The following is a 12,413-nucleotide window of genomic DNA, read 5'->3' on the forward strand; positions in this document are numbered from 1 at the left end:
CTCCAGATGCTGCTGCACGGTGCGGCTGTCAGTGCAGCCGCAGGCATCGAGTGCCAGGTTGTAGCGCGAATGGTCATCGAGCACGGTCAATGGCGAACAGCGTCGTCCGTCCTGCAGCGCGAACCACCCCTTGAAATCCATCTGCCAGAGTTCGTTGGGCTGCGCATGCTCGAAGCGCTGCCAGGGTGTCGCGGCCGCGGATGCCGCGTCCTCGATCAGGCCGTGGCGATGCAGGATGCCCGTCACCGTGCTAGGGGCGGGCACGTCCATATGACCCTGGTCGCGCAGGCGCCGGCTGCGCCCGAAGTGTTACCCATGTCCCGGCACACCTGTTACCCATGTCTGCGGTCCATACACTGCTGCAAAGAAAGTAGGTGCCGCCCCGCACAGGGGCAACGCCAATAGACCGACAAGACAACAAGGAAAGGCCAACAAGGCCAGAACAACGAAAAAACAGGCCCCGCCAAGGCCCCTCCGTAATAAGAACTTCTCGTGACTGTCACGGCAGAGTCACTCGCGCCTGGCTCAATACGGGCACCGCCACTCGACGCGTGAGCCATGGACCCCAATACGTCCGCGACTTCCCTGTTTCGTCAAACCGGACCGAGCGTCGACCCCGTCGCGTTCCGGCCCGCCCCGGGTTCTACTCATCACGGCCTGCCGCTGCCGGCAACGCCATCACTCGATGCCCACGCCGATCATCCCGATGACGGTCACGACGATCCGCATCGCTATCGCACGATCTGGCTGTCGGATATCCATCTCGGCTCGAGCGGCTGCCAGGCGGGTTATCTGCTCGACTTCCTGCGCCACAACGAATCGGAGTACCTGTACCTCGTCGGCGACATCATCGACGGCTGGCAGTTGAAGAAAGGCTGGTACTGGCCGCAGGCCCACAACGACGTCGTGCAGAAAGTGCTGCGCAAAGCGCGCAAAGGCACCCAGGTGATCTACGTGCCCGGCAATCACGATGAAGCCGCGCGCCAGTTCTGCGACCTCGCGTTCGGCGACATCCACGTGCGCGGCGAAGCGTTCCACACCACGCTCGCCGGCAAACGGCTGTGGATCGTGCACGGCGATCTGTTCGACGGCGTGATCCAGCATGCGAAATGGCTCGCCTATCTCGGCGACACGCTGTACACGATGATCCTGGTGCTGAACCGCTGGTTCAACCGCATTCGCAGCAAGCTCGGCTTCCCGTACTGGTCGCTGTCGCAATACCTGAAGCATCAGGTCAAGAACGCGGTCAACTTCATCTCGTCGTTCGAAACTGTGATGACCGACGAAGCGCGTCGCCGCGGCTGCGACGGTGTCGTCTGCGGGCACATCCACAAGGCCGAGATGCGCGAGATCGACGGCGTGCTCTATTGCAACGACGGCGATTGGGTCGAGAGTCTGTCGGCGCTCGTCGAGACCTATGAAGGCGAACTCAAGGTGATCTTCTGGACCGCGCTGCGCGCCCCCCAGGCGCGCGCGCAAAAAGCCCGCGCCACTGCCTGAGCACTTCCACTGTCCACTTCCACAGGGCCCGCAGCGATGAACAACGCGATGAAGATCATGATCGTCACCGACGCATGGGAGCCGCAGGTCAACGGCGTCGTGCGCACGCTGAAGAACACCCGGCGCGAACTCACCGCGCTCGGCCATCAGGTCGATCTACTGACACCGCTCGAATTCCGCACCATCCCGTGCCCGACCTATCCGGAGATACGCCTGTCGCTGCTGCCGCGCCGCCGGCTGCGCGAGCGCATCGACCGTTTCGCGCCCGATGCGTTGCACATCGCGACCGAAGGTCCGCTCGGCATGGCCGCGCGCGCGTATGCGCTGGAGCACAAGCTGCCGTTCACGACCGCGTATCACACGCGCTTTCCCGAGTACGTGCAGGCGCGCTTTCGCATCCGGCTCTCGGCGACCTACAAGTTTCTGCACTGGTTCCACAAGCCGTCGCTCGCGGTGATGGCGCCGACGCCCGTCGTCAAACACGACCTGGAAAAGTTCGGCTTCACCAACGTCGTGCTGTGGACGCGCGGCGTCGATCTCGAGATCTTCCGTCCGATGGACTCGAAGGTGCTCAATACCGCCCGGCCGATCTTCCTGTACGTGGGACGCGTGGCGGTCGAGAAAAACGTCGAGGCATTCTTGCAGCTCGATCTGCCCGGCTCGAAGTGGGTCGCGGGCGAAGGTCCGGCGCTCGCCGAGTTGAAGTCGCGCTATCCGCAGGTCAACTATCTGGGCGTGCTGTCGCAGGCCGAACTCGCGAAGGTCTACGCGGCCGCCGACGTCTTCGTGTTTCCGAGCCGCACCGACACGTTCGGGCTCGTGCTGCTCGAAGCGCTCGCATGCGGCACGCCGGTCGCCGCCTATCCGGTCACGGGCCCGATCGACGTGCTCGGCGACGGCGGCGCCGGAGCGATGCACGAGGATCTGCGCGAAGCCTGTCTGGAGGCACTGAAGATCGATCGAGCCCATGCGCGCGCATGGGCCGAACGCTTCTCGTGGGCAGCGGCGTCCGCACAATTCGCCGCGCATTTGAAGCCACTGCGCGGCACGGCGTATCGTGAGGAAAGCGCCGCTGCGTGATGCGGCGCGCGGAGCTATCCATGCGAAGCAGTCGATCCAGCGCCGAAGGCCCGTCGAACGGCGCACTGCGCGCCGTCGAGTCCAGCCGCGACACCGCAAGCATCGAACCGTTCGACGATGTCCGCGAGCCCGGTGTCGCCGGGCATGCGGATAGCGTCCATCGGGTGAACGGCGCGAGAATTAAGAGCGGCAGCGCCAACGTCTCGGGCGGCGTACAACACGACGCCACCCACGACACAACTCGCGACTCAAGCCACGACGCCCTCAACGAACCGCTCAGCCCCGACGACCCGCTCGCCCCGCTGCCCTTCAACCCCTACAAGGGCAACCGCGGCCTTACGCGCGCATGGCACGCGATGAAAAACTCGCTGGCCGGTTTTCGCGTCGCGATTCGCGAGGAAAGTGCGTTCCGTCAGGAACTCACGCTGGCCGCGATCCTGATTCCGGGCGGCCTCGTGGTGCCCGTCGATCCCGTGTCCCGCGTGCTGCTGCTCGGCTCGGTACTGCTCGTGCTGATCGTCGAGCTGCTCAATTCGAGCGTCGAAGCGGCAATCGACCGGATCTCGCTCGAACGTCACGAGTTGTCGCGCCGCGCGAAGGATCTTGGCAGCGCCGCCGTGATGGTCGCGCTCGGCATGTGTGTGATGACGTGGGGGGTGATCGTCGGGCCGCTGGTCGTCGGCTGGGTTCGCGCGTGGCTTTGAGTCTCGACGCGGGTTGGAGCGCACGCCTTGCCACGTTCAACAAGACGAATATCCGCGCAGGCGGTTGGGTATTGGAACGCTCGGTTTATAATCGTTTAACGATCTGACAGGAAAGTGCTCGCGCAAACGTATCCGCGCCTCGTTTCATCCTGCCCTTTCGGGGGGCCCGCCGCATGTCGGCGGGTTCGGAAGAGCTCAATATACCAACCGCATCCGGGTGGAACACGCAGCGGCGGCACGCCGCCACGCGCCCAGCCCGGCATAACCAGGGCCGGACGACATGGAAGCCAAACCTCCCCGCCGCACGCGCGAACGGATTCTCGAACTGTCGTTGAAGCTGTTCAACGAAATCGGCGAGCCGAACGTCACGACGACGACGATCGCCGAGGAAATGGAAATCAGCCCAGGCAACCTGTACTACCACTTCCGCAACAAAGACGACATCATCAACAGCATCTTCAGCCAGTTCGAGCAGGAGATCGAGAAGCGTCTGCGTTTCCCCGACGACCATCGCGCGACCATCGACGAAATGTGGTCGTATCTGCAGTACATGGTCGATTTCACGTGGCGCTACCGCTTCCTGTATCGCGACCTGAACGACCTGCTCGCGCGCAACCGCACCCTCGAGACACACTTCAAGCAGATCATCAGCCACAAGGTGCGCTTCGCGAGCCAGTTCTGCGAACAGCTCGTCGCCGACGGCGAAATGGTCGCGACGCCGCAGGAGATGCAGGTGATCGCGACCAACGTCGGCGTGATCGGCACGTACTGGCTGTCATATCAGTTCGTGATGAATCCGCGCAAATACAACGAGCAGGAAGCGATCCGCGAGGAACTGCATCAGGTCAGCGTGCAGATCGTCTCGCTGATGGCGCCCTACCTGCGCGGCCGCTCGCGGCAGCTGTTCGACGACCTCGTATCGGGCACGTTGCCCAAGCGCGAGTTCTACGACTACTTGCCGCCGCGTGAAGGCGCCGCGCCTCGCAACGAATCGAAGGAAAGTTGAGTATGAAGTCGGTGTGTGTCTATTGCGGCTCCTCCATGGGAGCCAACCCGTTGTATGCGCACGCGGCGCGCGCATTCGGGCGCGCCCTCGTCGAGGCCGATCTCGCGCTCGTATTCGGCGGCGGCAAAGTGGGACTGATGGGCGTGATTGCCGATACCGTGATGGCCGAAGGCGGCCGCGCGATCGGCGTGATTCCCGAGCTGCTCGTCAGCAAGGAAGTGGGTCATAACGGCCTGACCGAGCTGCACGTGGTGCCCGACATGCATCATCGCAAGAAGATGATGGCCGAGCTGTCCGATGCGTTCGTCGCGATGCCGGGCGGCGCGGGCACGCTCGAGGAGCTGTTCGAGGTCTTCACGTGGGCGCAGCTCGGCTATCACGGCAAGCCGGTCGCGCTGCTGAACACCGGCGGCTTCTACGAGCCGCTGATCGGCCTGCTCCAGCACACGGTCGACGAAGGCTTCCTGCGCAAGACCTATCTCGACATGCTGCAGATCGACGCCGATCCGCTCGCGTTGATCGGCAAGCTGAAACGTTACGCGCCGCCCGCGCGCGACAAATGGGCGGCGGTGCAAAGCGACGCGATCTGAATCCTGGTCCACCGAAACTCGAACTCGAGCGCGGACCGCCGCGCACGCATCACCCAAACGACGAGGTTGCGATGACGAAAGCTGTTTTGATCACCGGCGGCAGCCGCGGCATTGGCCGAGCCACCGCGCGGCTGCTTGGCGCGCGCGGCTGGTGCGTCGGCGTGAACTACGTGCGTGACCTCGCCGCCGCGCAGCAGACGGTCGCCGAGGTCGAACAAGCGGGCGGCCGCGCGCTGCGGATCGCCGGCGATGTCGCGAACGAAGCGGACGTGACCGGCATGTTCGATACGCTGCAGCAATCCTTCGGCCGTATCGATGCGCTCGTCAACAACGCCGGCATCGTCGCGCCATCGAGCCAACTCGCCGACATGGACTTCGCGCGTCTGAAACGCGTGTTCGATGTCAACGTGCTCGGCGCCTATCTGTGCGCGCGCGAAGCGGCGCGGCGCATGTCGACCCAGCGCGGCGGCATGGGCGGCGCGATCGTCAATGTTTCGTCGGCGGCGGCGCGGCTCGGTTCGCCGAACGAATACGTCGACTACGCGGGGGCGAAAGGCGCAATCGACACGATGACGCTCGGCCTCGCAAAAGAACTCGGCCCGCAGGGCGTGCGCGTGAACGCGGTGCGTCCGGGTCTGATCGACACCGAGATCCACGCGAGCGGCGGCAAGCCCGAACGCGCCGCACAACTGGGCGTGACCACGCCGCTCGGCCGCCCTGGCCGCGCCGACGAAGTCGCCGAAGCCATCGTATGGCTGCTCAGCGACGCGTCGTCATATGTGACGGGCGCGCTGTTCGACGTCGCCGGCGGTCGTTGAGCGAACGTCGCGTGCAGCGCGACATGCAAGCCTCAAGCGCATAGCGCGGTCCGCTACGACCGCGCCTTTTTCAGCACTCCACCCCACCTCTCGTTCCACGAATCGCCATCGATTTTTCGAGGAACCGACATAGCCGCGCATTAAATGCGCGCGCCTTTCCGCACCTGTAATCTTCCGTAATAATGCGGCGCTACAATCGACCGGATCGAATGCATTCGCAGGCGATGTAAGCAAAACATAAGTACGAGGCCGAGGCCGTCACGTACGTTGATAGAGACTTTCATGCAAGACGAGCAGTCCACGCGCTGGCGCGCGCACAATGCGAGCGCGACGGCCGCGACCTCGGCCGCTCCAGCAGGCAGTGCGCAAGAGGCCGCGCTTAGCGCCAGCACCGCCCACCCATCGGGCTCAGCCGTTTCCGCCGACCGCGCGACGCGCGGTCTTCAGCGTTGGCGCGCGCTCGCGGCGATCCGTCCGCTGCTGTGGTTCGTCGCGCTGGCGATCCTGTGCGCGTGGCTCGTCCCCGGCATTCTCGGCCACGAACCGTGGAAGCAGGACGAAACCTACACATTCGGCATCGTCCAGCACATGCTCGATACCGGCGATCTCGTCGTGCCGACCAATGCCGGCCAGCCCTTTGTCGAAAAGCCGCCGATCTACGACTGGGTCGCCACCGGCCTCGCGTGGATGTTCGGCCGCTATCTGCCGCTGCACGATGCGGCGCGGCTCGCGAGCGCGCTATTCGCGGGCCTGACGGTGTACTACACCGCGCGCGTCGCGCGTCGCGCGGTCGCGGCATCGAGCTGGTTCGACCTGCGCGTGATCGGTACGCTCGCGCTGTTCGGCGGCACGCTCGTCGTCGTCAAGCACGTGCACGACATGATGACCGACGTCGCGCTGATGGCCGGCGCCGCGCTCGGCTTTTGCGGACTGTTCGAACTCGTGCTCGTGCATCTGCGTGACGATCCGCGCGCGGCCTCATATTTCGCGATGCATGCTCAGGCCGCCCGGCAGATCAAACCGCTCGATGCCCCCGCGCGGCGTCACGCGATCCTCAGCGGCGCGACGATGTTCGGCGCGGGCGTCGGCGTGTCGCTGCTCGCCAAGGGGCTATTCGTGCCGCTCGTGTTCGGCGCCACCGCCTGCGCGGCGCTGCTGCTCTATCCCGCATGCCGCAGCCGCGGCTTCGCGGGCGCGCTGGGCCTCGCCGCGCTCGTCTGCGCGCCGTTCGCGCTGATCTGGCCGATCTGCTTCTACCTGCGCTCCGAAGCACTTTTCAAGGTGTGGCTGTGGGATAACAACGTCGGGCGCTTCTTCGGTTTTTCGGTCGCCGAACTCGGCTCCGAAAACGAGAGCCATCTGTTCGTGCTGCGCACCGTGCTGAGCGTCGGCTTTCCGGTCGTGCCGCTGGTGCTGGCCGCGCTCGCCGGTGGCGCGTGGCGGCGCTGGCGCGATCCGCGCGTGGCGTTGCCGCTGCTGTTCGCGGGCATCGGTTTCGCGGTACTGCAAAGCTCGGCGACGGTCCGCGAGCTCTACATCCTGCCGTTCATCGCGCCGCTCGCGCTGGTCGCGATGCAGGGCGTCGAGCGCTTGCCCGCGCGCCTGCATACCGGCTGGGATATGACGAGCCGCGTGCTGTTCGGCAGCGCGGCCGCGCTGGTGTGGATCGTCTGGTCGACGATGACGACTCCCGCGAGCACGCATACGTCGCTGCATCTGCTCGGCCGCTGGCTGCCGCTCGACTGGGTGCTGCCGATTTCGCCCGCGCTGATCATCGGCGCGCTGGTGCTGACGATCGGCTGGCTGTGGCTGCTGCCGTCATTCAAGTACGCGGGCAAATGGCGCGGCGCGCTCAGCTGGTGTGCTGGCGCGATGCTCGTTTGGGGGCTCGTCAGCACGCTGCTTCTGCCGTGGCTCGACTACGCGAAAAGCTACCGCTCGGTGTTCCGGGATCTCGGCGCGAAGATGGATATCGAATGGAACGACGGCGACTGCATGGCAAGCTCCGGTCTCGGCGAATCCGAAGCGCCGATGCTCTTCTACTACACGGGCATCGTGCATCAGCCGAGCGAAGATCCTCGCACGACGGCCTGCACGTGGCTGATCGAGGAAAGCCGCCGCAACAACGCGCGGCCGCCGGCCGGCGAATGGAGGCTGTTCTGGTCCGGCGCACGGCCAGGCGATTCGGATGAGCTATTGCGCGTATTCGTGCGCACGCCGGTGGCGGGCAAGATACGCGGCGACGAGTAAAGCCGTGCAATACATTGCGCCGGCCGAGTGCTTCGCGTGCGCGTCCGTGCTGATTCAGAACCTCGAACCGGGTTCGCGCAGAAACGCGATCTCCTCGTCGCTCGATTCGCGTCCGAGCAACACGTTGCGATGTGGAAAGCGGCCAAATCGCTCGATCACTTTCGCGTGGCGCAGCGCGTATCGATAGTAGCCCTCACCGCCCTGCTCCTGCGCAAGCTGTTTGAAGAGGCGCAGCGACTCGTGCTGGCTCGCGAGCGTTTCATCGTGCTCGAACGGCAAATACGCGAACGCGCGATGCTGCACGCTTGGCAACAGCCGATCGGCGCCGCTCGCGACCATCCGTTGCGCGGCTTGCAGCGCCTTGCTGTCGGTCGCAAAGGCGCGCGGCGTCCCACGATGGCAGTTGCGCGAAAACTGGTCCAGCACGATCACGAGCGCCAACGCGCCCAACGGCGTGGCCTGCCATGCGTCAAGCTCACCCGCGTTCGCCGCATCGATCAGGTTGCCGAAACGGTCGCGCAGCATCGCATCGACGGCGTCATTGCGCTTGAACCAGAGCTTGCGCTGCGTGCCGTGCTCCGGCGTGCCCGGTGCGCCGAACCAGCAGTCGAGAACGTCGCGCGCCCGCGGCTCGAGCGCCGCATAGTCGGCGTCGAACGAGTACGGTGCAGAGGCGGCGTGCGGCAGCGTGTCAGCCATTGCGGTTGCGCATCCAGTCGGCGGTTTCGAAGAACGAACCGAGCAGGCGCTCGCGCAGCGGCTCCGGCAAGCCGATATCCTCCATCGCCCACGCCATGCACCTCAACCACTGGTCGCGCTCGCTCGACGCGATCGCAAACGGCAAATGCCGCGCGCGTAGACGGGGATGCCCAAAGCGGCTGATGTAATGATCGGGACCGCCTAGCCAACCGCACAAGAACCAGAACAGCTTGTCGCGCGAGCCGTCGAGCGATGCCGGATGCAGCGCGCGAATCCCGGCGAAATCCGCCTCGAGATCCATCAGGTCGTAAAACCGGTCGACCAGTTCGCGCACACGCGCCTCGCCGCCCACCAGTTCGAAGGCGGTCGGCTTGTCCGAGGACACTTCGTCATTCAAATCGCTCATACCCTGCTCAACAGCAAATAAACATCACAAAGAAAACTCACGCATCACGCAGCGATTGCAGCGCGGGCCGCGCCAACACATGCCGCAGACTCAGCCACCCGCCGACGCCGGCACACGCAATGCCGGCGCCAATGCCCGCCGGCAGCAGCCACGGATCGAAATCCAGATAAAACTCGAACACATGCGTGGCCAGCATCGAGCCGATGACCTGCGCGCCGACCGCCGCCATCAGGCCGGCCAGCGCACCGACCGCGACGAATTCGGCCACCTGCACCGCCCGCACCTGACGATGCGATGCGCCCAGCGCGCGCAGCAGCGCGGATTCTCGCATACGCTCGTCGCGCGTGCCCGCAAGCGCCGCGTACAGCACCAGCACGCCGGCCGCGAGCGTGAACGCGAACAGGAACTGCACCGCGCCGATCACCTGCTGCAACACGCGCTGCACCTGCGCGAGGATCGGGCCGGTATCGATCGCGGTCAGATTGGGATACGCGGCGATCAGGCCGTCGATCGTCGACTGTTTATCCGCGGGCAGATGGAAGCTCGTGATGAATGTCGCCGGGAAGTCCTGCAACGCAGCGGGCGGCATCAGCACGAAGAAGTTGACCTTGAACGACCCCCAGTCGAGCTTGCGCACGCTCGTCACCGGCGCCTCGATGGTCAGTCCCGTCACGTCGAAGCGCAGCACGTCGCCGGGCTTCACGTCGATCAGCTTCGCGAGACCCTGCTCGATCGAAATCTGCGGCTTCGTCGTATCGCCGAACCAGCTGCCGGCGGCGATCCGGTTGTCGTCGGGCAGTTGCGTCGTGTACGACAGGTTGAATTCGCGGTCCACCAGGCGCCGCGCGTCCGCGCCCTTGAACGAGTCCGGGTTGACTGCCGTGCCGTTGATCGCGATGAGCCGCCCGCGCACCATCGGCGACAACTCCACGCCGGCGACGCCGTGCGCGTCCAGATACTGTGTGACCGCGTCGCGCTGATCGGGCTGGATGTCGATGATGAACTCGTTGGGTGCATCGGGCGGCGTCGATTTGCGCCAACCCTGCACGAGATCGTTGCGCGTCATCGCGATCAGCAGCAGGCACATCAGGCCGATGCCGAGCGCGGTGATCTGCAGCGCGCTAGTGCTGCTGCGCCGCTCCAGCGACGCGAGCGCATAGCGCCAGCCGATGCCCGCATTGACCCGCTCGCTGCGCACCACGCGCGCCGCGCCCCACAATGCGAGCCGCGCGATTCCAGCGAACACCAGCAGCCCGCCCGCGAATCCACCCGCGACGATGCCGCCGAGCTTCAATTCACCGGCGGCGAGAATCAGCAGCCCCGCGAACAGCACGATGCCGAACGCGTAGGCGGCCCACGCGGTGCGCCCCTCGTCGCCCCATTCGCGTCGCAGCACGCGCACCGGCGGCACGCGCGTGAGCGGCAATAGCGGCGGCAGCGCGAAACCGAGCAGCAGCACGAGGCCGGCCGCGATTCCTTCGAGCGCGGGCCACAGCGTCGGCTGCGGCAACACCACGTCGATCAGGCCGCCGAGCCACGTCAGCAGCGCGAGATGCCCCAGAAAACCGAGCGCCACGCCGAGCACCCCGCCGACCACGCCGAGCCCGACGAATTCGAGCGTGAATAACGCGCGCAGCGCGGACTGGCTCACGCCCAGACAGCGCATCGCCGCGCAGCCGTCGAGATGCCGGCGCATGAAGCGGTGCGCGGCCATCGCGATCGCGACGGCCGCTAGCAGCGCGGTCAACAGCGACACGAGCGTCAGGAAATGGCCCGCGCGATCGAGCGTCTGACGCACCTGCGGCTGGCCGTCCTGCAGCGACTCGAGCGCGACGCCGCGCATCTTGCCGGCGTCGACGCGGTCATGCGCGAACTGCGCGAAGCGCGCGACCGCATCGTCGGACCCGGCGACCAGCAACCGGTACGTGACCCGGCTGCCATACGTGATCAGCCCGGTCGACTGCACTTCGTCGGCGCGCAGCATCAGGCGCGGCGAAAAGTTGACGAACGAGAAGCCGCGATCGAGCTCGCGCGTGATCAGCGCGCCGACCGTGAAGCTGCGATTGCCGACCTTCACCGCATCGCCGATCTTCAGCTTCAGCGCGTCGAGCAGCTCCTGGTCGACCCACACGGTGCCCGGCGCCGGAATCGACGTCGCCGGATGATCGGCCGCACCCGGCGCCGCCGCGATGCGCACCGCGCCGCGCAACGGATAGCCCGTCGACACCGCCTTGACGGCGGCGAGCCGCGACGCCGGCTGCGCGCCGGTCGAGTTGATCATGCTGGGAAAGATCGCCGTGGTGGCGGTTCGCAGACCGAGCGCGTGCGCCTCGGCGGCGAATTGCGGGTCGACCGGATGATCCGCGCGCACGATGAAGTCGGCGGCGATCATGCGTCGCGCATCGCGCTCGAGCCCCTGATGCAGCCGGTCGCCCAGAAACCCGACGCTCGACAACGCCGAGACCGCCAGCACGAGCGCGAGCAGCAACATCGTCAGTTCGCCCGCGCGCCAGTCGCGCGCCGTCATCCGCATGGCCTGGCGCACCAGATCGATGCCGCCGAGCCGGCGCGCCGGTCTGGTGTCGGCGCGCGTTCTTGAACCCGCCTTAGATCCTGGTAGTGCTTCGCTCAATCGTGCCTGCTCCTCGCCAATCGCGACACCATGTGCGTAGCCATGCCGCGAAAACCGCCCTGCACGCCACGCCACAATCGCGGCAATGCCCACGCCGCGAGTAGCAGAAAGCCTACCATCAAGACCAGAAACGCGAGTGGCACGAATAGCGCCAGCAGTACCCCGCCGACCGCGAGGCCGTCTTCGGCGGTCGACGTGACGACGTTCGACACCGGCTCCGGCGACAGATTGATCAGCGCGCGGGTGCCCGCCTTCGCGAGATGCGCAGTGCCGGCGAGCGTGCCGCCCGCGAGCGCGGCGACGGTCAGCAGCGTCGGATCGGCGTGGCCTAGCGCGCCGGCGGCCAGCACGGCGCCGGCCGGAATGCGGATGAAGGTGTGGATCGCGTCCCACAGCGAATCGAACGCGGGGATCTTGTCGGCGAGGAATTCGGCCAACGTCAGCACGGCCGCCGCGCCGATCACCCATGGCGATGACAGTGCGGACAACGTGTTCGGCAAGTGGATCAGGCCAAGACGTTCTAATACGCCGGCCAAAAGGACCGTTAGATAGAGGCGCAAACCGCTGCCCCATGAAAGGCCCGCTGCAAGCGAAAGTGATTCAAGCATGGCCGCCTCCACGCGCTTTGTGCTTGCCTGAAGCCGCGGCGGGAAACCAGTGGGGGATTCCGCGCCGAAGCCGTCAGGCTTGCCAAGCCGGCCGCGCCAGCCAGGCCGCGGGCAATCTCA

Annotated in this window: 11 protein-coding genes and 1 pseudogene; 7 read left to right on the forward strand and 5 right to left on the reverse strand. The window is 65.9% G+C overall.

The features are described 5' to 3' along the window. Positions 1-297: pseudogene (locus GCT19_RS00005) on the reverse strand (IS481 family transposase); the annotation flags it as partial. A gap of 261 nt (positions 298-558) precedes the next feature. On the opposite strand from GCT19_RS00005, the gene GCT19_RS00010 reads away from it, so the two are divergent. From GCT19_RS00010 to GCT19_RS00040, 7 genes are all read left to right on the forward strand, one after another. Beyond that, entirely contained in the window at positions 559-1,500 is a 942-nt protein-coding gene (locus GCT19_RS00010) for a UDP-2,3-diacylglucosamine diphosphatase (RefSeq protein ID WP_152850709.1), read from the forward strand. Positions 1,501-1,548: 48 nt separating this feature from the next. After that, the gene (locus GCT19_RS00015) at positions 1,549-2,580 is read left to right on the forward strand and encodes a glycosyltransferase family 4 protein (RefSeq protein WP_152850904.1); all 1,032 of its coding nucleotides are present in this window, start codon (positions 1,549-1,551) and stop codon (positions 2,578-2,580) included. Between the two features lie 20 nt (positions 2,581-2,600). After that, positions 2,601-3,284, forward strand: coding sequence for a diacylglycerol kinase (locus GCT19_RS00020; RefSeq protein WP_152850710.1), 684 nt, complete (start codon positions 2,601-2,603; stop codon positions 3,282-3,284). A gap of 280 nt (positions 3,285-3,564) precedes the next feature. Then, the gene (locus GCT19_RS00025; protein WP_013088915.1) at positions 3,565-4,290 is read left to right on the forward strand and encodes a TetR/AcrR family transcriptional regulator; all 726 of its coding nucleotides are present in this window, start codon (positions 3,565-3,567) and stop codon (positions 4,288-4,290) included. A 2-nt stretch (positions 4,291-4,292) separates the two neighbouring features. Continuing rightward, positions 4,293-4,880, forward strand: coding sequence for an LOG family protein (locus GCT19_RS00030; protein WP_152850711.1), 588 nt, complete (start codon positions 4,293-4,295; stop codon positions 4,878-4,880). A gap of 71 nt (positions 4,881-4,951) precedes the next feature. After that, positions 4,952-5,698 carry an SDR family oxidoreductase gene (locus GCT19_RS00035; protein ID WP_152850712.1) on the forward strand — a complete coding sequence of 249 codons (747 nt, stop codon included), beginning with the start codon at positions 4,952-4,954 and terminating at the stop codon, positions 5,696-5,698. A gap of 282 nt (positions 5,699-5,980) precedes the next feature. Continuing rightward, positions 5,981-7,948 (forward strand): ArnT family glycosyltransferase, encoded by a 1,968-nt coding sequence (locus GCT19_RS00040; protein WP_152850713.1) that lies wholly within the window; start codon positions 5,981-5,983, stop codon positions 7,946-7,948. Positions 7,949-8,002: 54 nt separating this feature from the next. On the opposite strand, the gene GCT19_RS00045 is transcribed toward GCT19_RS00040, so the two are convergent. From GCT19_RS00045 to GCT19_RS00060, 4 genes are all read right to left on the reverse strand, one after another. Further along, on the reverse strand, positions 8,003-8,647 hold the full coding sequence (locus GCT19_RS00045; RefSeq protein ID WP_152850714.1) for a DUF924 family protein: 645 nt from the start codon (positions 8,645-8,647) through the stop codon (positions 8,003-8,005). Beyond that, a complete protein-coding gene (locus GCT19_RS00050; RefSeq protein ID WP_013088910.1) occupies positions 8,640-9,053 on the reverse strand; it encodes a group II truncated hemoglobin in 414 nt (137 codons plus the stop codon). Before GCT19_RS00050 ends, GCT19_RS00045 begins: the two co-directional genes overlap by 8 nt. Positions 9,054-9,090: 37 nt before the next feature. Next, positions 9,091-11,580, reverse strand: coding sequence for an ABC transporter permease (locus GCT19_RS00055; RefSeq protein ID WP_152850905.1), 2,490 nt, complete (start codon positions 11,578-11,580; stop codon positions 9,091-9,093). A 101-nt stretch (positions 11,581-11,681) separates the two neighbouring features. Then, the gene (locus GCT19_RS00060; RefSeq protein WP_026227931.1) at positions 11,682-12,293 is read right to left on the reverse strand and encodes a DUF4126 domain-containing protein; all 612 of its coding nucleotides are present in this window, start codon (positions 12,291-12,293) and stop codon (positions 11,682-11,684) included. Positions 12,294-12,413: the final 120 nt, after the last annotated feature.

Origin of the sequence: Paraburkholderia atlantica (assembly GCF_009362785.1) — a bacterium.
GTDB lineage: Bacteria > Pseudomonadota > Gammaproteobacteria > Burkholderiales > Burkholderiaceae > Paraburkholderia > Paraburkholderia atlantica.